Genomic DNA, 19,444 nt, shown 5'->3' with positions numbered 1-19,444 from the left:
CGATCGCTGGAGCGTGATGACGTGAAACCTGTCTATCCGTCGTTGCTTCGCTACGCTCGCAACGACGGGATGGATCAGGCGGATGTCATCCCGGCTCAGGCGGGCGATCGACGCAGCAGATAGGTATCCATGATCCAGCCATGCGTCGCCCGCAGCGCGGCACGGCGGGCCCGCAGCGTCGGCCCGACTTCGCCCAGCGGCCCGGCCGCCAGCGCCTGTTGCGCCATGCCGAGATAGGCACCCCACCAGATCGTGATCCCCGCCGGGTCGATCGTCTCGAACGCGCAGCCGCCGTCGAGCATCACCGCGACCGTATCCACCCCCTCCGGCCACCCCCGTTCCCGCAGTCGGCGGCCGGTGGTGATCGTCACCGGTGCGGCGACGGTATTGAGTGGAATGGCGTGCGCGGCGGTCAGCGCCTGCAGGCTGGTGATGCCCGGCACCACGCTGACCCGCATCGCCATGCCGTCGGCGCCCAGCCGCTGCGCGATCCGCAGGCTGCTGTCGTACAGCGAGGGGTCGCCCCAGACGAGCAGCGCCAGCCGCCCGCCCTGCGGCAGATGGGTCTCGATCGCATCGGCCCATGCCTTCGCGATGGCGTCGTGCCATGCCTCTACCGCCTCACCATAGGGGGCGGCATCGTCACGCTCGGGCAGGTCGAACAGCACGACATGCGTGTCGGGCATCGCCACCGCCGCGCACAAGGTCTGGCGCAGGTCGAGCAGATCGGCGGTATCGGCGCGCTTGCGCGGCAGCAGGATCAGGTCGGCGGCCTGCATCGCCCGTTCGGCGGCCCGCGTCAGATGATCGGGATTACCCGTACCGATTCCGATCAGGTGCAGGTCGATCATGCCGCGTCCGGCAGCAGCGGGCCGTACACGACCAGCGCGGTCGCATCCGACATCCCGGCCGCCAGCGTGGCGGCGAGCGCCGCGATCGTCGTCCGGGTCAGCCGCTGATCGGGATGGCCGACCCGCTCGGCGAACAGCGCGGGCGTATCGCCCGGCAGGCCATGCGCGATCAGATCGGCGGCGAGCGCGGGAAAGGTCCGCTTGGGCATGAACACGATGGTCGCCGCGTCGGGGTCGGCCAGCGCCGCCATGTTGCGTTCGGCGGGCAGGGTGCCGGTCACGTCGTGGCCGGTCACGAACTGCACCCGGCGTGCCGCCAGTCGACGGGTCAGCGGGATGCCCGCCGCTGCGACGGCGGCCTGGCCCGCGCTGATCCCCGGCACGATCTCGAACCCGATGCCGGCGGCACGCAGGGCGGCGATCTCCTCCTCCAGCCGGCCGAAGATGCCCGGGTCGCCCGCCTTCAGGCGCACCACCCGCGCGCCGGTTCGGGCATGGTCGACCAATAGCGTCGATACCTCGCACTGGCTGGGGGAGGGCCGCCCGGCCCGCTTGCCGACCGCGATCACCGCCGCCCCCGGACGGACATGGTCGAGGACCGGCCCCGCCGACAGATCGTCGAACAGCACGACATCGGCGCGGCGCAGCCGGTCCACGGCCTTCAGCGTCAGCAGGTCCGGGTCGCCCGGCCCGGCCCCGACAAAGGCGACGAAGCCCGTCATGCGCCCGGCTCCGTACCGGCGGTGATGAGGTGGAAGAAGGTGCCCGTCACATGGCCCCGCACCGATCCCGTATCGAGCAGTTCGTCGCCATTGGCGTCGGTCACCCGCGCCAGCGGGGCATCCGGCTGTTCGATGATGGTGGAATAATGGAACTCGTGACCCGCCAGCACCGCACCGGCGGGCAGTGCCGCGATCGGCTGGTGCAGCACCGCACGGCGATAGCCCAGATGAAGGCGTCGTTTGGCATAGCTCGTCACCAGCCCGATCAGCCCCGCCATGCGGTGGCTCACCCCGTCGCCGTCGATCAACGCCTCGCCCAGCGCCATGTACCCGCCGCATTCGCCATGCACCGGGCGGGTCGCGGCATGGGCGTGCAGCCCCGCGCGGAAGCGTTCGGCGGCGGCCAGTGGTCCGGCATGGAGTTCGGGATAGCCCCCCGGCAGCCAGACGAGGTCGGCGGCGGGATCGGGCGCCTCGTCGGCCAGCGGCGAGAACGGCCGGATCTCGGCCCCGGCGGCGCGCCATCCCTCCAGCAGATGCGGATAGACGAACGAGAAGGCGGCATCCTGCGCCAGCGCGATCCGCTGTGCCGGGGGGATGAGCGCCGCCGCCGACACCGGGCGGCGGGGCGCTGTGGCGGCGATATCCTGCAACGCCGGCAGATCGACATGATCGGCGATGAAGGCGGCATAGGCGGCGATGCGAGCATCCAGATCGGCATGTTCCCCCGCCTGCACCAGCCCCAGATGCCGTTCGGGCAGTTGCAGGTCGCCGCGTCGCGGCAGGCAACCCAGCACGCGGATGCCCATCGCCGCCATCCCGGCGCTTGCCAATGTTTCGTGGCGCACGCTGGCGACGCGGTTCAGGATCACGCCCGCGATCCGTACGCTCGGATCGAACCGCGTGAAGCCCAGCGCGGTCGCAGCGGCGGACTGTGCCTGGCCGGATATGTCGATCACCAGCACCACCGGCCAGCCCATCCGCCGGGCGATGTCGGCACTGGCGCCGTTGCCGGCCGCACCGGGGCGGGCCACCCCGTCGAACAGCCCCATTGATCCTTCGGCGAGGATCAGGTCGGCATCGTCCGCGCGCGATGCCAGGGTGTCGAGCTGCGCCCCCGCCATCGCCCAGCTGTCGAGGTTGAACGACGGCCGCCCGCTGGCGGCGCGGTGGAAGGCGGGGTCGATATAATCCGGTCCGCTCTTGAAGGGCTGGACCGTGACGCCCCGGTCGCGAAGCGCGCGCAAAAGCCCCAGCATCACCGTCGTCTTGCCCGTGCCCGACGATGGCGCGGCGATCATCAGGCCGCGCGTCATGCTTCTTCTCCGGCAAAGGGCGACGCTGCCGATTGCGGTCGAAAACGACGGTCGTACCCCTCGGCGTACAGGCTGCTCTCGTCGAAATCGCGTGCATCCAGCACCCCGCCGACCAGGATTAACGCGGTCCGCTCCGGCCCGCCCGCCGCCGCGGCGGCGATGGTCGACAGCGTGCCGCGCGCGATCCGCTGGTCGGGCCAACTGGCACGCCACACGATCGCGACCGGGCAATCGCCGCCGTAGCACGGGGTCAGCGCATCCACGATCCCGGGCAGCCGATGGATCGACAGATGGATCGCCAGCGTCGCGCCGGTGGCGGCGAAGGCGGTCAGCGCCTCGCCATCGGGCATCGCGCTCGCCCGGCCGGTGGTGCGCGTCAGCACCACCGATTGCGCCAGCCCGGGCAGCGTCAGTTCCGCCTCCAGCGTCGCGGCGGCGGCGGCGAAGGCGGGGACGCCGGGCGTCACATCGAACGGGATGCCCAGCGCGCGCAGCCGGCGCAGTTGCTCGCCCATCGCCGACCAGATCGACAGGTCGCCCGAATGGAGCCGCGCGACATCGTGACCGGCGGCATGGGCGCGGGCGATCTCGTCGATGATCTCGTCGAGCGACAGCGGCGCGGTGTTCACGATCCGCGCATCCGGCGGACAGTGATCGAGCAGCGCCACCGGCACCAGCGAGCCGGCATAGAGGCACACCGGCGCCGCGGCGATCAGGTCGCGCCCGCGCAGGGTGATGAGGTCGGCGGCACCGGGGCCGGCGCCGATGAAGTGAACGGTCATGCGGGGCTTTCGCAGGAGGATCGGGGGCAAGGGGATCGGGGGCAAGGGGATCGGGCGATCGCGCAGGTCGCGAGGCGGTGGGGATCGATGCGGCGCGTCACGATCAGTCGCGCTTCCGAACCGGCGGCGACCAGTGCGCACGCCTCCGCCACGCTGCCGGTGCCGCGGGCGCGCCGGCTGGCAGCCGACCGGGTCGGGGTGACGGTCCCCCGCAACGCATCGTCGTCGATCGGTATCAGGGCAACGCCCAGCCGCGCCGCCAGAGGTGCGAGCAGCGCGACGCGATCGGCGGGGGCCGCCACCACGTCGGGGCGATCATGGCCCGCCGCCGCCAACGCCGCGGCCAGCGCGGCCGCCAGCGCAGCCGGCGTCGCCCCCGCCCGGCACCCGAAACCCGCGACGATCACAGCACCGCCCGCCACTGCACCACGGGATAGGCCGCGCGCCAGCCGCGCCGCGTGCCGAGCGGCTGCGCCTCAGCCAGGTCGATCCGCAACAGATCGCCGCCATGCGTGGCATGCCACTGTGCCAACAGCATTTCCGATTCCAGCGTGACGGCATGGGCGACGATCCGGGTGCCGGCGGGAAGCGTGGCGGACAGATGGTCGAGCAGCGCCGCCGACAGGCCGCCGCCGACGAACACCGCCTGCGGGGCCGGGCCGTCGTACACGATCGCCGGTGCCTCGCCCGCCACGACCGTCAGCCGCCCCACCCCCAGCGCGGCAGCGTTGGCGCGGGCGCGGGCGGCGCGAACGGGATCGCGTTCGAACGCGACCGCGCGGGTGGAGGGGTGGGCGAGCAACCACTCGATTGCGATCGATCCCGATCCGGTGCCGATGTCCCACAGGGTCTCGCCGTGACGGGGGGCCAGCGCCGACAGCGCCAGCGCGCGGACCGGACGCTTGGTGATCTGCCCGTCATGGTCGAACCAGTCGTCGGCGATCCCCTGCGCCACCGTCACGACCGCACCGGTCCCCGCCACCTCTACCGCCACCGCCACCGGATGCGCGATATCGGTGAAGTCCAGCGTCGCGGCGCGGGCATGGCGGATGCGCTGGCGCGGTCCCCCCAGCGCCTCCAATATCGTGACCGCCGATTTCCCGAAGCCCTGCGCCGCGACATAGGCGGCCAGGGTCCGCGCCGCATCGCCATCGCGGACCAGGGCGACGACCCGGACGCCCGGTGCCAGATGCGGTCGTATCCGGGCGCACGGGGCGGCGTGCAGACCCAGGCAGATCACATCCTCCAGCGGCCAACCGCACCGCGCCGCCGCCAGCGCGAAGGTGGAGGGGGCAGGGTGGGCGGTCCATTCGTGCGGCGACAGGTGGCGCGCGATCACGCTGCCCGCGCCGAACCAGAACGGATCGCCCGATGCCAGCATCACCACGCGCCGCCCCCGCCGGGCGAGCAGCGGCGCGATCCCCGCCGCAAACGGCACCGGCCACGCCTCGACCGGGCAGGCGATGTCGGGCAGCAGGGCCAGATGGCGCGGCGCCCCGATCACGATCTCCGCCGCGTCGATCGCGGCGCGGCTTGCCGTGGACAGGCCGGCGGGTCCATCCTCGCCGATCCCGACGATCGTCAGCCACGGACCCTTACCAGCCATGTCGCCTGTCCCTCCGCCGCATATTCTGATCCTGGGCGGCACGACCGAGGCGAGCGCGCTGGCCGCCGCCTGTGCCGCGCGCGGCATATCGGCGATCCTGAGCTATGCCGGCCGAACCGCCGCGCCCGCGGCACAGCCGGTGCCGGTGCGGGTCGGCGGGTTCGGCGGCATCGATGGTCTGGCGGGATATCTGGCGGCGGCCCGGATCACGCATCTGGTCGACGCGACGCATCCGTTCGCCGCGCGGATCAGCGGCAATGCGGTCGCGGCGGCCCGGATCGCCGGCGTGCCGTTGCTGGCGCTGACCCGGCCGGCATGGCGACCGGTTACCGGCGACCGCTGGACCGGTGTCGCCGATATCGCCGCGGCGGTCGGCGCGCTGGACGGGCCGGGGCGACGCATCCTGCTCGCGCTGGGGCGGATGCACGTCGCCGCCTTCGCGGCACGACCGCAGCATCATTACCTGCTGCGCTTCGTCGATGCGCCGGCCGTGCCGCCGCCGTTGCCGCATCACACGCTGGTGGTGGATCTTGGGCCGTTCACGCTGGCGGGCGACCGGGCGCTGATGACGGCGCACCGCATCGACCTGATCGTCGCCAAGAACGCCGGTGGCACCGGTGCCGCCGCCAAGCTGGCCGCCGCCCGTGCGCTGGAATTGCCGGTGCTGCTGATCGATCGCCCCGCCATGCCCGACCGGGCGGCGGTGGAGGATGTGGCGGCGGTGCTCGACTGGCTGGATCATGATATCGATCGCGGCGTGTAGAGCAGCGGCCCGGCGGCGCGGTCGATCAGCCGCGTCCGGCTCGATCCGATGATGACCATGGTGCGCATATCCGCCATCTCGCCGCGTGCCTGTGGCAGCGGCACGATCCGCAGGCGCTGCTCGGGTGTCGTCACCGCGCGCGCGAACAGCACCGGTCGCGCGTCGTCGCACGTCTCGCGCAGCACCGCGAACGCCCGGTCCAGCCCGTCGGGCCGGGCGCGGGAGCGCGGGTTGTAGAAGGCGATGGCGAAATCCGCCGCCGCCGCCAGTGCGATCCGCCGTTCGATCACGTCCCACGGCTTCAGATTGTCGGACAGGTTGATCGCGCAGAAATCATGGCCCAGCGGCGCGCCCGCCGCCGCGCTCGCCGCCAGCATCGCGGTGATGCCCGGCAACACGCGGATATCCAGATCGCGCCAGTGATCCGGTCCCGCCTCCAGCGCCTCGAACACCGCCGCCGCCATCGCGAAGACGCCGGGATCGCCCGACGACACGACGACGACGCGCCCGCCCGCCGCCGCCAGCCGCAGCGCATGACCCGCGCGGTCGATCTCCACCCGGTTGTCCGACGGATGGAGCGTCAGCCCCGCCCGTGGCGCGACCCGCGCGACATAGGGGATGTAACCGATCACGTCGCTGGCCTGCCCGATCGCCTCCGTCACCTCGGGCGTCAGCATCCGCGCCGCGCCCGGCCCCAGCCCGACGATGGCGAGCCATCCCGCGCTCAAGGTCGCCGCCCCTGGCCGTGGATCAGCAAGATCGAGAAATAGGGCGCCTCGTCCGCAGCCTCGGCCAGGGGGGTGACGCGCTGTTCGGGCATCGCGGCATATTCGACCAGCCATGCCGCCCGCGTCCGCCCCGCCGCCGCGACCGCACGGCGCAGCTTGGGCAGGTGGCGGCCGATCTTCATCACCACCAGCGCGTCGGTATCGGCGATGCGGCGGGCCAGTTCTTCCTCGGGCAAGGTCGCGGTCGCGATCGTCAGCACGTCGTCGCCCCAGGTGATCGGCCTGTCTGTGGCTGTCCAGGCGCCCGACATGCCGGTGACGCCCGGTACCACCACCACCGGCACCCGGCCGGTCAGCCGGCTGTGGAGGTGCATGAACGATCCGTAGAAGAACGGATCGCCCTCGCAGAGCACCACCACGTCGGCACCATCCCCGGCCAGTCCGGCGAGATGGCGGGTGCAGTCGGCATAGAAGGCGGAGAGGCGTTCATTATAGGCCGGATCGTCGACCGCGATCTCGGTCGTGACCGGATAGTCCATCGCGAACTCGATCACGTCGGGCCGCAGCATCCCGTCGACCAGCCGCCGCGCCCGGCCGGCGCGCCCGGCCTTGCGGAAATAGGCCAGGTGGCGGGCGCCGCGCACCAGCCGGTCGGCCCGCACGCTCATCAGGTCGGCGGCGCCGGGACCCAGCCCGACGCCATGGACCGTGCCGGTGGCGGCGATGGTCATTCCACGTCGCTCGCCAGCGCGTTGATCGCGGCGACGGTCACCGCGCTGCCGCCCGGTCGCCCCGCCACGATCGCGCACGGAACGGGGCACTCCGCCCATAACGCGTCCTTCGATTCCACCGCGCCGACGAAGCCGACCGGACAGCCGACGATCGCGGCGGGGCGGGGGCAGGCGGGATCGGCCAGCATGTCGAGCAGGTGGAACAGGGCGGTCGGCGCATTCCCGATCGCGACCACCGCCCCGGCCAGATGTGGTCGCCACAATTCCAGCGCGGCGGCGGACCGCGTGGTGCCCATCGCGGCGGCGAGCGCAGGCACCTGGGGGTCGTGAAGCGGGCACAGCACGGCATTGCCGGCGGGCAGCCGCGCACGGGTGATCCCCTCGCTCACCATCCGCGCATCGCACAGGACCGGCGCGCCGTCGCGCAACGCCGCCCGCGCCGTAGCGGCGAAACCGGCGGAAAAGCGGATCGAGCGGGCCAGATCGACCAGCCCGGCGGCATGGATCATCCGGACCGCCACCGGTTCCTCGTCGGCGGCGAAGCCGGCCAGATCGGCCTCGGCCCGGATGATGGCGAAGGAGCGGCGATAGATGGCGGCGCCGTCGGTTTCATAGCTATGGGGCACGGGAGGTACTTCCGAAAAGGGCGGATAACTGGTCGGGGGCAAGCCCGGTCATCACCGGCGGATCGCCAGCACGGGCGTGGCGGGCGAGGTCGAAACGGCCGTCGCGGCCGGTCAACACGATATCGGCCGGCCGCGCCCGTGCGCAGCCCTTGGCGCAGCCGGAGACGTGCAGCCGGTCGGTCACGAACGGCGCCAGCCGGATCGCCAGCGACCGTGTCGCGACGCTGGCCTGCGGGCAGGCGGGCGCACCGACACAGGCGTCGATCGCCAGCAGGCGGGGATCGGGGCGGGGCAGGCCGGCGGCACCGGGCGCCACCCCTTCGAGGATCAGCCGCCGCCACGGCGTCAGCCGCACGCCGGTCAGCCCCGGCAACCCAGCCAAGGCCAGCGCCGCCAATGCGTCGATCCGCCCGAACGGCAGGCCGATCGCCGTGCCGAGTGGATGCGCCCCGATCGGCGGTGGCGCCGCGCGCGCGGCGGGGGCGAGTGTGCCGATCGCCCAACCGGGCAGCGGCGCGGCATGGCGCGCCATTCGCCCCGCCGCGATGCCGTCGCTGGCGACGAACCAGCGGGTCAAGGCGATCAGCGCGGTCGCTTCTGCACCCGGCGGCACCGCCGCCCCGGTCGCCTGTCCGTCGGCGCGGATCATTAATCCGTCATTCCGGCTACGCTCGATCCTGAAATCGGCGGGACTGTCGGCCAGTGTCCGCACCGCGCCGGCATCGATCGCGATCCCGACCTTGCCCGGCAGCGGCGGCAGGTCGTCCAGCCGGTCGTACAGCGCCGCAGCGATCCGGTGGGTGTCGTCGCCCGGCCGCCAGTCGGGGGCGAGCAGCACCGATCGGGCATCGCGCACCGGATCGGGATCGACCAGCCCGGTCGCGATCAGCGCGTCACGCGCCGCGTCGCAGGTGGCAGGGGCCAGCCCGCGCAATTGCAGGCCCGCCCGGCTGGTCAGATCGATCGCGCCGTTGCCATGCTCCTGCGCCACCTCGCCCAGCACCCGCCATTGCGCGATCGTCATCCGCCCGAACGGCGGCCTGACGCGCAGTAGCAGCCCGTCACCCGCCGCCATCGGCGCCCAGGCGGTAGGGCACCATCCGCGCACGATCGTCATGCGATGTCCGCCAGGATCGAGTTGCGCCGCGTCGGCCACAGGCCCGACCGGTGCAGCGCCGCGAACCGCGCGCGCAAGGCCGCCAGCGCCGCCGGATTGGCCACCGCCATGAAGGCGCACACGTCGTCGCGGCCCAGCGTGGCATCGTGGTACAGGTCGATCAGTTCCGGCCCGACCACCCCCGCCAGATGCGCGAAGCTGCCGAGATGGTCGAGAGTCGCGGCGATCTCCGCCGCGCCGCGATAGCCGTGGCGCATCATGCCGTCGATCCAGGCCGGCTGGGCGGCGCGGGCGCGCACCACCCGCGCCACCTCCTCGCGCAACGCCCTGGCGCGCGGACGGTCGGGATCGCGCGCATCCAGGTGATAGAGCGCGGCGTTGCCCCCCGTCACGCCCTGCGCGGCGGCGAAGCCGGCCTCGTGCCCCGCATAATCGGCGGCGAGCAGCAGGTCGGTTTCGGGCAGGTCCTGCATATGGACGAAGGCGTCGGCGGCGGCGACCCGCGCGCGCAGCCCCGCCGCATCCGGCACGCCCTCCGCATCGAAGGCATGGGACGATGCCGCCAGCCATGCCTCGCCCGCGCGCATCCGTGCGTCGTCGGTATAGATATCGCCCGCCTCCTCGATCCCCAGCCCGTAGCGGCCGGGGGCGGGGCCATAGACGCGGGGGGCCGGCGCATGGCCGACGAACGGGTTCCAGTCCGCCGGCTCGTCCCGCGTCGCCAGCGCCCGCACCGCCTGCCCGAACAGCGCGCACAGCGGCGCGAAGGTGTCGCGGAACAGCCCGGACACCCGCAGCGTCACATCGACGCGTGGCCGGTCGGCCATCGCCAGCGGCAGGATCTCGACCCCCGTCACCCGGCCCGACCCCATGTCCCATACCGGCGCGGTACCCAGCAGGTGGAGCGCCATCGCGAAATCCTCGCCCGCGGTGCGCATCGTCGCCGATCCCCACAGGTCGACCACCAGCGTTCGCAGATAGTCGCCGTGGTCCTGCAGATGCCGCCGCACCAGTTCGTGGGCCAGCCGCTGCCCCTGCATATGTGCGGCGCGCGACGGGATGGCGCGGGGGTCCAGCGTATAGAGATTGCGCCCGGTCGGCAGCACGTCGCCACCGCCACCACCACCACGGTACGGGGATCCCGCCGCCCCCGGCGCCACCCGGCGCCCCGCCAGCGCCGCCTCCAGCCCCGCCCGCTCCGCCGCGCCGCAGGCACCGGTGCCGAACACGTGCAGGCCGTCGCCGAAGCGGCTGTCCTTCACGTCGCACACGAACGCGTCGATGCGGGCGATCGCCTCCGTCGCGCTGCCGGCGTCGGCCAGTCCCAGTTCGGCGGACAGGCCGATCGCCTGCGCCTCGGCGGCGATATCCGCCTGCAACCGGTCGCGCCGGGCGGGGTCGAGTCCGTCGGCGGTCGAGAATTCGTCGAGCAACAGTTCCAGCCGGCCCAGCCCCGCACCGCTGCCCGTCGTGACCAGCGGTGGCGGCAGATGGCCGATCGTGACCGCGCCGATCCGTCGCTTCGCCTGCGCCGCCTCGCCCGGATCGTTGACGATGAAGGGATAGACGACCGGCAGGGGACCGGTCAGCGCCTCGGGCCAGCAGGCATCGGACAGCGCCACCGCCTTGCCCGGCAGCCATTCCAGCGTGCCGTGCGCGCCCATATGCACCAGCGCGTCGATCCGCCGCGCGCGCAGCCACAGATAGAAGGCGACATAGGCGTGGCGCGGCACCCGGCTCAGGTCGTGATAGTCGTCGCTCCGCGCCGCCGGCCGCCCCCGCTCGGGTTGCAGCGCGACCAGCGTGTCGCCGCGCATCGTCGCGGCAAAGGCGAACATGCCATAGCCGGCATCGGGATCGTCCTCCGCGTCTCCCCATGCCTCGGCCAATTGGTAACGCAGCACCGCCGGCAGCCGCGCGAGCGCCGCGCGATAGTCGTCCAGCGGCCAGCGCAGCCGCTCCCCGGCCAGCGCGGTGGCCAGCGGCGCGCCGCCCGCGATCGCCTCCGCCGAGGCCAGCGCATCGAGCCCGACCGCATGGGCCATCTGATGATGTTTGCCCGGATAGGTCGACAGCACCAGGGCGACGCGCCGGTCGGCGGGGGCGGTCCGCGCCAGCTTCACCCATGCCGCCACCCGGTCGACGATCGCCGCGACCCGTGCGGGATCGGCCCGGTGCGCGCGGCGCGCATAATGAAGCACCGGGTCGCGCAGCCGTTCCTGCTTGAAACTGACGACGCCCGCGAACAGGCGTCCATCGATCTCGGGCAGCACGACGTGCATCGCCAGATCGGCGGGCGACAGGCCCCGTGCGCTGATTGCCCAGTCCCGCGCTGTCGAGGTGGCGAGCGCCACCTGCAGCACCGGCACCCCGGCCGCGTCGAGCGGCGACGCGTCGCCGGCATCGCCCCGCCCGGAAAAGGCGGTGGCGTTGACGATCGCCGCAGGGGCCAGCGCCGTCACCCAGCGCGCCAGCCAGCCACGCGCCGCCGGTTCCTTCAGCGACGGCACGAACAGCGCGACGGGATCGAAGCCGCGCGCCGCCAGCGCCCGCTGCAACGCCGCGATCGGATCGAGATCGGCGGCGAGCAGATAGGATCGATAGAAGATCAGCAGGATACGCCCGCCGGGTGCGGTTTCCGGCTGCATCATCGCGGCGGCGGGGCAGGTGACGCCTTCACCGTCGCTCCAGGCGCCGACGTTCGCCGGCGCGGCGGCCATGCGTACCGGTCCGCTGTATAGCCCGGCCGCCGCCGCCAGTTCCGCCAGCGCCCCCTGTGCCGCCGCCGCGCCCCCCGCGTCGCACGCCGTCGCCAGCCGGTGCCGCGTCGCTGGCGTCACCGTCGATGCCGCCGCCAGCCGGTCGTCCTCGCGCCCGTCCGCGGCCAGCACCGCCAGCGCGATCCCGCGCGACCGGGCGAGTTGCTCCACTTGTTGCAATCCGTAGGACCAGTAGGACCGCCCGCCGATCAGCCGGATCAGGATGGCCTTCGCCCCCGACAGGGTGGCATCGACATAGGTGTCGACCGACAGCGGATGCGTGAGATCGGCGAGATTGGCGAGCCGCAGCGACGGCAGCGCCGCGCCGGCCGCCGCCGCCGCGTGCCACCCCGCCGCGAACGCGCCCAGATCGCTGTCGGAGAAGGAGAGGACGACGAGATCGGCGGGCGGCTGACCCAGATCGCGCGGGGTCGCCGTTTCCTCCAGCCCGTGGCTCTCCCGAAAGACGACGTGCATCGTGCCGCTCAGCCGTTCAGCACGGCCCCGATCGTGGCGGCATCGATCCGGTCATGCTCGGCGATCACGACCAGCGTGGTCCGTCGTGCCTCGTCCATCCGCCACGGCCGGTCATACTGGATGCGGACCCGGGCGCCGACCGCCTGCACCAGCAGCCGCATCGGCTTGCCGCGGACGGCGGCATAGCCCTTCACCCGCAGGATATCGTGATCGCGCGCCAGCGTCTCGATCCGGGCGACCAGCGTCGCGGGATCGTCGATCTCGGCAGTCTCGTGGACCAGACTGTCGAAATCGTCATGCTCGTGATCGTCCTCGCCGTCGTGGTGGGAGGGGCGGGCGGCGATATCGTCTTCCGCCGCAGCGTTCAGGCCCAGGATCACGGCGGGGTCGATCACGCCGTCCACCAGTTCGACGACGGGAACGGGGCGCGACGCCTCCGCCGCGATCGTGGCGCGGGCGGCGGCGACGCCCTCCGGCCCGGCCAGATCGGCCTTGGTCAGCAGGACGATGTCGGCACAGGCCAGCTGGTCCTCGAACACCTCGGACAGCGGCGTCTCGTGGTCGATGCCCGGATCGGCCGCCCGCTGCGCCGCCAGCGCGGCCAGATCGGGGGCGAAGCGCCCGGCGGCGACCGCCTCCGCATCGGCCAGCGCGATGACGCCGTCGACGGTGATGCGCGACCGGATCGCCGGCCAGTCGAATGCCTTCAGCAACGGCTTGGGCAGCGCCAGCCCGGATGTCTCGATCAGGATATGGTCGGGGCGCGGCGTCATCGCCAGCAGGTGTTCGACGGTGGGGATGAAGTCGTCCGCCACGGTGCAGCAGATGCAGCCATTGGCCAACTCGACCACGTTTTCTGCCGGGCAATCGGGGATCGCGCAACCCTTCAATATGTCGCCGTCGACGCCCAGCGTGCCGAATTCGTTGACGACCACCGCCAGCCGGCGGCCGGCGGCATGGCGGATCAGATGGCTGATGAGCGTCGTCTTCCCCGCCCCCAGGAATCCGGTGACGATGGTGACGGGGACTTTAGCGAGATTCGGGGCAGGACTCTGGGCGGAATCGGACACGGTGTTTCCTTCGCGAGCGCAATCGACGACGAGGCGGCGGGGCTGCACGAAGGCCGATGGGCGAACGACGGACGGATGGCTCGAAGGCCGCCCGCAGCGCGCATCGATGCGACCCCGGCCGCATGGATTCGTCGCTCAGACGGAACACCGTGCTCCGGCCATCCCCTGGACCCGAGCAAGAGCGACCGTTACGCCGGCAGGTTTCCTGGCTCGCGGGTCGTCGTTCCGGTCACGGCCTTCCCAGCCGGGCGAACCCGATGCCAGTGGCCGCCTGTCCGTTGCGGGGCAGGCATGTGTCCGTCACTCGCCGCTTACAGTTGCAGGGACAGCCGCGGATTCGAAGCATCGCTTCTCACCGCATTCCCATTTACGCCCTTGTCGGGCACCGACGCGATCTGATGGTCCGGTGGAACCGGGCCGATGCAGCGCTTACCGGCTGGCAACGGTCTTGCCAATCGCGTAACGGCCGAATTTCGGATACCCCGGTCCCGGATCGTCGATGGCGACATCGTGCCGGAACCGGCCTTTTTCAGATTAAGGACAAATTGCCCGTTTCCAGCGATGTGCCTCAAATGATGCAATATTATTTCAGGCTGATGGGTCCCGGACGTGATCGGGTGCCCGTCGAGGCCGAAGGACTGGACGAAGCGCGCAATGCCGCGGTCCGCTATCTCGGTGAATATCTGTCCAGCCATCCGGGTTTCGCCGACGAGGGGCACTGGCAACTCAATGTCGAGAACGACGTCGGGCAATCGCTGCTGCACGTCATCATCGCCACGGTGGTGCCGCGCGGTTCGGGAACGGCGGGCGCGACCGGGAACTGACGTCCCCGGCCCCGGCCCGTGATCGAGTTCTAATAGAAACGGATATCGTCCAGCGTGACGCCCAGCGTCGCGCCGGGCGGTCGCGTCGCGCCGATCTCCACCGTCACGATGTCGGTGCCGGTCCACGCCGCACCCGCTTTGCCGGCGCGCGCCACCGGGCTTAACGTGGCGAACGGCACCTCCACGGTCTTCCAGCCCGCCGTGCCGTCGATGGTGGTCGACCAGCTGCCGGTCGGCGCGTTCAGGCGCAGGGTGTAGCGGCCAGGTCCCCTGATATCGAACCGCACGCCCTGGTATCCGCGCACGTCGACCGGGGTCACCGAACCACGCGTCAGCGGGATCGCGACCCCGGCATAGGCATCGTCCTTCATCGCCATCCGCGCGGACAGCAGCAGCGCGTGGCCGCCCTCCGCGCGGGGAACGATCTGGCTGATCTCCACCGTCCGGTCGATCCCGCCATCGCCCGTCTTCAGCCGCAGCGTATCCAGCGTGCTGCGCCTGTCCGCCCGTTCGAAATCGTCGAGCAGGGGTGCGACCTTCACCGGCGGCAGGAATGTCGCGCGGTTGCCCGCGGGCAGGGGCGGCGCCCCCTTGCCGAAGACGAGGCGGCCGTCGATCACCACTTGCGACACCTTGTGGACGTCGGCGATATCATCCCACGGGCGGCCGTCGATCAGGATCAGGTCGGCGCGCTTGCCGGCCGCGATCGTCCCGCGATCGTCGTCCAGCGCCATGATCCGGGCGCTGGTGGCGGTGCCGGCGACCAGCGCCTGCGCCGGGGTCAGCCCGGCCCGCACCAGCAGTTCCAGTTCGCGCAACGTCGAGATGCCGTGCGGCGTGTCGGGCATCCCCGCGTCCGTCCCCAGCCCGATCGGCACTCCCGCGTCGAACATCGTCTTCACATTGGCCAGCGCATGACCGAACTTGGCGGTGCCCTGGCGATAGCGCGGGGTGGTGGTATCCGCAGGGACGCCCGCCTTGTCGGGATCATAGACCGCCAGCGTCGGCGCCATCGCCATCTTCGCGGTCACGACGGTGGCAAGCGTCGCGGGATCGATCGGCCGGTCCTGCAATCCGTGCGCCAGCGCATCGATCCCGGCCCGGGCCGCGATGGCACCGCGATCGACCGTGACGGTATGGGTCAGCACCTTCAGCTTCGCGTCGTGCGCGGCGGCGACCAGCGCCTTCAGCGTGCCCTCGTCCATGCTGGTGTTATCGGGGGCCAGGCCATAGCGCCAGCCATCGGTGAACGCCTTGATCAGGTCGGGGCGGTACGGCCTCAGTCGCTCGATCGCGGCACGGGCGGCCTGCGGCGTGTTGATCCAGATCGTGGTCGACTGGTCCGCCCAGTCCGCGCCGTGCCCGCCCGGCGTGCTGATCCGCGCGGCGAAATTGACGTGCGGCGCGACCAGCGATGCCAGCCACGCCCGGCGCGGCGCATAGCTTTCGGGCTGTTCGTGGAAATCGTTCACCGTCGTCACCCCGGCGGCGACATAGGCGGTGGCGATCTGCGGCGTCGTGTCCGGCTCGCCCGCCGGGGTCCAGTGGGTATGCAGGTCGAAGAAGCCGGGGAGCAGCGCCTTGCCCCGGCCGTCGATGATCCGCACCCCGGCCGGGGGCTTCAACCCCGGTCCGACCCGGACGATGCGGCCGTCCTCGACCAGCACCGTCGCGACGCGCGGCGCCGCGCCGGTGGCGTCGAACACCGTCGCGCCGACGATCGCCAGGCTGCCCTCCTTCGGCGCGGCGATCGACGGGGTGGCGATGGCGGCGGTCCCGCCCAGCAGCAGGGCGGCGGTGATACGGATCATGATGGCTCCTTCGTTCATCAGAAACGATGGCGGATGTTGGCGTACCAGTAACGGCGCGTCGGCGTGTAGAGCGTACCCAGATAGCCGTTCGAGGACAGCGACGGTTTCTCGTCGGTCAGGTTGCGTACGCCCAGCCGGATGTTGGTGCCGGCCAGCGTGCCGCCGGCGAAGCGGTATTCGCCGTACAGGTTGCCGGTGATCTGGTCGTCGACGATCCACGGATCGCCCACGCTGTCGATCAGCCCGGTATCCTCGACGCTGCCGATATATTGCGTGAAGCCGCTCAGCGTGACGTTCTCGATCGACCAGGTCAGCGCGCCCGACCATTTCCACGTCGGCCGCGAATTCTGGCGGCGCAGGTCGCCGCCGCCGGTGATCGCGGTGCCGGCATTGATCTGCCCCGCCTCCCGCGCCGCCAGCAGCGCGGCGATGCCGGGCGAGGGGTCCTGATAGAATTTCAGCAGATGCGCGATGTTGAACGAGGCGCTGAAATCGCCGACGCCGGTGTTGCGCACCTGATAGATCGCGTTGAAATCCAGCCCCCGCACCGTCTGCGGCAACAGGTTGGCATAGCGATCGGTGACGTACAGCACCTGTCCGGCGGGCGTCAGGTTGGTGCCGTTGAACGCGGCGATATCGTCCGCCGTCGGCGCGGCGCGGACGACGTTGGGGTTGGTCTGCCCGCTCTGGCGCAACAGATAGTCGAGCGTCAGGGCGTTGCCCTCGCCGAAGATGCCGACCAGCCCGGTCTGGCGCACCTGCCAGTAATCGCCGGTCAGCGTCAGCGATCCCAGTCCGGCGGGCAGCGGCGGCTCCAGCACCGCGCCGAACGACAGCGTCTCGGCGCGTTCGGGATCGAGATCGGGATTGCCCGATCGTTGCGCCGTCGTCGTCTGTGCCCGCGCGCAGCCGGCGAAACTGGTGATCCGCCCGGTGCGCAGATCGGCCTCGCAGAACGCATAGTCGGTGCGGGTATTGGTCCGCGTGACGAGCGCGGCGTTGACCTGTTCCAGATTGGGCGCGCGGAACGATTTCGCCCATGATCCGCGCAGGCGGATGCCGCGTACGATATCCCACGCGCCCGCCACCTTGGGCACCGCGATATCGCCGAAATCGCTGTACCGTTCGAACCGCCCGGCCACCTGCAGACTGAGCGATCGGATCAGCGGCACGTCCATCTCCGGCGACACCACCGGGATCGCCAGTTCGCCATAGGCCGCGAACACCTCGCGCTTGCCGCTGGTGTCGGGATTGACGCTGGAATTGGCGAAGTCGCCCACCGGGATCGCGGTCGCCGAATCGCGGAAGGTGATGGTGCCGTCGATCCGTGCGTCGCGGTCGTCCAGTTGGGTCTCGCGCCGCGCCTCGATGCCGGCCGCGAAGCCCAGGTCGCCGCCCGGCAACGTCAGCAGATCCTGCTTCGACAGGCGGAAATCGAACGTCGCCAGCGTCGATTTGGTGAAGCGGGTCAGGGACTCGCGGATCGCGTCGATCGTCGACTGGCGGTTGGGGGTGGCATCGCCGATCGATGGTGTCGCCAGCGTGCCGCCGTTGAACACGTTATAGGCGTCGGGCGTCGACAGGCCGAGATAATAGGCCAGCTTGGTCCGCGAGATATTGTCGCTCACGTCGCGCACCGTCGCCTCGGAATAGCTGCCGGCGGTTTCCCAGTTGAATCCGTTCGCCTCGCCGCGCAGCCCGAACAACCCGCGATACTGCTGGTTCTTGACCGATACGTTGATGTTGCCGAGGTCGGAGAAGGAATAGTTGCGGATCGTGACCGGCAGGCCGGCGGCGGGGACGTTGGTGCCGGCGATCCGGTTGGGGTTGGCGGTGCCGTCGGCAAAGGTCGCCGCGCCGAACGGATTCCAGTAGTTGCTCGCCGCCACCGTGATCGGGATCGAGGTCAGCGTCTGGATCGGGCTTTGCTGCGCGTGGGTCTTGCCGCGATAATAGCCGCCCTCCCAGAATGCCGTGACGCTGTCGTCCAGATCGTAATGCCCGGTCAGGAACAGGTTGATGCGGTTGAGCGACGGGATGACGCTGGTTCGCTGCGCCTGCGTATCCTGCCGCAGGTCGCGGTCGACCCCCGCGGTCGCCAGCGCGCCGTCGTCGATGCACAGCCCGTTGCCCGTCGCGAACTGGCACCCGGCAGAGGTCGTGGGCTGGATATGGAACAGCCCCGATGCGCTGGTCAGCGCGGTCGTGGTGCCGGACGCGGTGCGGCGTACCGTACCGAAGCCGGCCGGCGTCTGCGCGGACAGCCACGGCGTCGTCACGCTGCGCCCGTCGAGCGAGGTCGCCGCTTCGAACCGGGTGCCCGCGAACAGTGCGCGCTTGTCGGACGAGGCGGTGAAATCCTGCTCGGTGGTGTCCAGCCCGGTGCCGCGATCGTAATTGGCGAACAGCGTGATATTGCCGCGCCCGCCCGCGAAATTGCTGCCGAACACGCCATTGGCATTGAATTCTCGGAACCGGGTGCCCTCCGCCCCGCCATACTGGATCGACAGGTCGCCACCGTTGAAGTCGGATTTCAGCACGGTGTTCACCACGCCCGCCACCGCATCCGCGCCATAGATCGCGGCGGCCCCGTCGCGCAGCACCTCCAGCCGTTCCAGTCCGTTCACCGGGATCGCGTTGGTGTTGTAGGTCAGCACCGGCACCAGTTGGTCGTTCGCCTGGCTGGTGGGGTGATTGACGACGCGCCGGCCGTTCAGCAGCACCAGCGTGTTGCCGATCCCCAGATTGCGCAGGTTGACCGATCCGATGTCGCCGCGCGCCGAATTGCTGCTGCCCGGCAGAAAGGCGCTGTTGAACGTCACGTCGCCGAACTGCGGGATCGACCGGAACAGCTCGTCCCCCGACACCGCGCCCGATGCCGCGATCTCGCGCTGGCCGATCACCGTCACCGGCAGCGCATCGTTGACCTTCGCACCTCTGATCTGCGAGCCGACCACGACGATGTCGTCCGCCGCCGTCTGGTCGCCGTCCTGCGTTTCCTCCACCGCCGCCGGTGCCTGGGCCGGAACGCCCTGCGCCGCGACCGGTGGGGCGATCGCCGCCATCGCCGCCGCGATCGTGCTGGTCCGCAGCGCAAGCGCCGTCCGTTGCCAACTCCGTGTCATTCGATGGTCCCCCGATCATGGTGGCGCCGCTCGTCATGCGATCGGCGTCTCTCACCCCGTCAGACGCAACAAATGCCAATGGCCGGACCTTTGACAGAAAATTTTTGTTTAGGGCGATGCCGGCCGGGCGGTGAAC

Annotated in this window: 16 protein-coding genes and 1 riboswitch; of the genes, 2 read left to right on the top strand and 14 right to left on the bottom strand. The window is 71.1% G+C overall.

Annotated elements, in window-relative coordinates; translation table 11 throughout:
• Window positions 1-95: 95 nt before the first annotated feature.
• The 6 genes from cobF to cbiE are packed head-to-tail and all read right to left on the bottom strand — an operon-like array spanning window position 96 to window position 5,277.
• Complete coding sequence (gene cobF / locus IFT82_RS03395) at window positions 96-851, bottom strand: precorrin-6A synthase (deacetylating) (RefSeq protein WP_192124560.1); 756 nt, start codon at window positions 849-851, stop codon at window positions 96-98.
• Window positions 848-1,573: a uroporphyrinogen-III C-methyltransferase gene (cobA, locus tag IFT82_RS03390; protein WP_192124558.1), complete on the bottom strand. Its 726-nt coding sequence runs from the start codon at window positions 1,571-1,573 to the stop codon at window positions 848-850. Before cobA ends, cobF begins: the two co-directional genes overlap by 4 nt.
• Window positions 1,570-2,889, bottom strand: a complete 1,320-nt coding sequence (locus IFT82_RS03385; RefSeq protein ID WP_192124556.1) for a cobyrinate a,c-diamide synthase — start codon at window positions 2,887-2,889, stop codon at window positions 1,570-1,572. The genes cobA and IFT82_RS03385 overlap by 4 nt, the downstream gene beginning before the upstream one ends.
• Entirely contained in the window at window positions 2,886-3,671 is a 786-nt protein-coding gene (gene cobM / locus IFT82_RS03380) for a precorrin-4 C(11)-methyltransferase (protein WP_192124554.1), read from the bottom strand. Before cobM ends, IFT82_RS03385 begins: the two co-directional genes overlap by 4 nt.
• The gene (locus IFT82_RS03375) at window positions 3,668-4,078 is read right to left on the bottom strand and encodes a cobalamin biosynthesis protein (protein WP_192124552.1); all 411 of its coding nucleotides are present in this window, start codon (window positions 4,076-4,078) and stop codon (window positions 3,668-3,670) included. Before IFT82_RS03375 ends, cobM begins: the two co-directional genes overlap by 4 nt.
• The gene (cbiE, locus tag IFT82_RS03370; RefSeq protein ID WP_192124550.1) at window positions 4,075-5,277 is read right to left on the bottom strand and encodes a precorrin-6y C5,15-methyltransferase (decarboxylating) subunit CbiE; all 1,203 of its coding nucleotides are present in this window, start codon (window positions 5,275-5,277) and stop codon (window positions 4,075-4,077) included. Before cbiE ends, IFT82_RS03375 begins: the two co-directional genes overlap by 4 nt.
• Between cbiE and IFT82_RS03365 the strand changes: the two genes are divergently transcribed.
• Window positions 5,276-6,040, top strand: a complete 765-nt coding sequence (locus IFT82_RS03365) for a cobalt-precorrin-6A reductase (protein ID WP_192124548.1) — start codon at window positions 5,276-5,278, stop codon at window positions 6,038-6,040. The genes cbiE and IFT82_RS03365 overlap by 2 nt on opposite strands.
• Here the strand turns inward: IFT82_RS03365 and cobJ are convergent.
• Genes cobJ through cobW form a run of 6 tightly spaced genes read right to left on the bottom strand, consistent with a single transcriptional unit; the run spans window position 6,016 to window position 13,548 of the window.
• Window positions 6,016-6,768 (bottom strand): precorrin-3B C(17)-methyltransferase, encoded by a 753-nt coding sequence (gene cobJ, locus IFT82_RS03360; RefSeq protein ID WP_274602211.1) that lies wholly within the window; start codon window positions 6,766-6,768, stop codon window positions 6,016-6,018. The genes IFT82_RS03365 and cobJ overlap by 25 nt on opposite strands.
• Entirely contained in the window at window positions 6,765-7,499 is a 735-nt protein-coding gene (gene cobI, locus IFT82_RS03355) for a precorrin-2 C(20)-methyltransferase (protein ID WP_192124544.1), read from the bottom strand. The genes cobJ and cobI overlap by 4 nt, the downstream gene beginning before the upstream one ends.
• On the bottom strand, window positions 7,496-8,125 hold the full coding sequence (locus tag IFT82_RS03350) for a precorrin-8X methylmutase (RefSeq protein ID WP_192124542.1): 630 nt from the start codon (window positions 8,123-8,125) through the stop codon (window positions 7,496-7,498). Before IFT82_RS03350 ends, cobI begins: the two co-directional genes overlap by 4 nt.
• Window positions 8,115-9,242: a cobalamin biosynthesis protein CobG gene (locus IFT82_RS03345; protein WP_192124540.1), complete on the bottom strand. Its 1,128-nt coding sequence runs from the start codon at window positions 9,240-9,242 to the stop codon at window positions 8,115-8,117. Before IFT82_RS03345 ends, IFT82_RS03350 begins: the two co-directional genes overlap by 11 nt.
• Window positions 9,239-12,478, bottom strand: coding sequence for a cobaltochelatase subunit CobN (cobN, locus tag IFT82_RS03340; protein WP_192124538.1), 3,240 nt, complete (start codon window positions 12,476-12,478; stop codon window positions 9,239-9,241). Before cobN ends, IFT82_RS03345 begins: the two co-directional genes overlap by 4 nt.
• An 8-nt stretch (window positions 12,479-12,486) precedes the next feature.
• Complete coding sequence (gene cobW, locus IFT82_RS03335; RefSeq protein WP_192124536.1) at window positions 12,487-13,548, bottom strand: cobalamin biosynthesis protein CobW; 1,062 nt, start codon at window positions 13,546-13,548, stop codon at window positions 12,487-12,489.
• A gap of 178 nt (window positions 13,549-13,726) precedes the next feature.
• A riboswitch (cobalamin riboswitch) is annotated at window positions 13,727-13,953 on the bottom strand.
• On the opposite strand from cobW, the gene IFT82_RS21405 reads away from it, so the two are divergent.
• The gene (locus tag IFT82_RS21405; protein ID WP_446740938.1) at window positions 13,947-14,372 is read left to right on the top strand and encodes a DUF6894 family protein; all 426 of its coding nucleotides are present in this window, start codon (window positions 13,947-13,949) and stop codon (window positions 14,370-14,372) included. It overlaps the preceding riboswitch by 7 nt.
• A gap of 29 nt (window positions 14,373-14,401) precedes the next feature.
• Here IFT82_RS21405 and IFT82_RS03325 read toward each other — a convergent pair whose 3' ends face one another.
• Together IFT82_RS03325 and IFT82_RS03320 are read right to left on the bottom strand one after the other, a co-directional pair.
• Window positions 14,402-16,183: an amidohydrolase family protein gene (locus IFT82_RS03325; protein WP_192124532.1), complete on the bottom strand. Its 1,782-nt coding sequence runs from the start codon at window positions 16,181-16,183 to the stop codon at window positions 14,402-14,404.
• A gap of 17 nt (window positions 16,184-16,200) precedes the next feature.
• On the bottom strand, window positions 16,201-19,308 hold the full coding sequence (locus IFT82_RS03320) for a TonB-dependent receptor domain-containing protein (protein WP_244646459.1): 3,108 nt from the start codon (window positions 19,306-19,308) through the stop codon (window positions 16,201-16,203).
• Window positions 19,309-19,444 lie beyond the last annotated feature (136 nt).

It is taken from the genome of Sphingomonas sp. CFBP 8760 (assembly GCF_014841615.1).
GTDB lineage: Bacteria > Pseudomonadota > Alphaproteobacteria > Sphingomonadales > Sphingomonadaceae > Sphingomonas.
Note: the sequence above shows the minus strand (reverse complement) of the source record. Positions and strands in the feature narration are given on the sequence as shown.

Bases quoted from the DNA above. Each gene is read 5' to 3' on its own strand.
- cobF (WP_192124560.1), bottom strand. From the start codon at position 851: ATGATCGACCTGCACCTGATCGGAATCGGTACGGGTAATCCCGATCAT.
- cobA (WP_192124558.1), bottom strand. From the start codon at position 1,573: ATGACGGGCTTCGTCGCCTTTGTCGGGGCCGGGCCGGGCGACCCGGAC.
- IFT82_RS03385 (WP_192124556.1), bottom strand. From the start codon at position 2,889: ATGACGCGCGGCCTGATGATCGCCGCGCCATCGTCGGGCACGGGCAAG.
- cobM (WP_192124554.1), bottom strand. From the start codon at position 3,671: ATGACCGTTCACTTCATCGGCGCCGGCCCCGGTGCCGCCGACCTCATC.
- IFT82_RS03365 (WP_192124548.1), top strand. From the start codon at position 5,276: ATGTCGCCTGTCCCTCCGCCGCATATTCTGATCCTGGGCGGCACGACC.
- cbiE (WP_192124550.1), bottom strand. From the start codon at position 5,277: ATGGCTGGTAAGGGTCCGTGGCTGACGATCGTCGGGATCGGCGAGGAT.
- cobI (WP_192124544.1), bottom strand. From the start codon at position 7,499: ATGACCATCGCCGCCACCGGCACGGTCCATGGCGTCGGGCTGGGTCCC.
- IFT82_RS03345 (WP_192124540.1), bottom strand. From the start codon at position 9,242: ATGACGATCGTGCGCGGATGGTGCCCTACCGCCTGGGCGCCGATGGCG.
- cobN (WP_192124538.1), bottom strand. From the start codon at position 12,478: ATGCACGTCGTCTTTCGGGAGAGCCACGGGCTGGAGGAAACGGCGACC.
- IFT82_RS21405 (WP_446740938.1), top strand. From the start codon at position 13,947: ATGGTCCGGTGGAACCGGGCCGATGCAGCGCTTACCGGCTGGCAACGG.
- IFT82_RS03325 (WP_192124532.1), bottom strand. From the start codon at position 16,183: ATGATCCGTATCACCGCCGCCCTGCTGCTGGGCGGGACCGCCGCCATC.
- IFT82_RS03320 (WP_244646459.1), bottom strand. From the start codon at position 19,308: ATGACACGGAGTTGGCAACGGACGGCGCTTGCGCTGCGGACCAGCACG.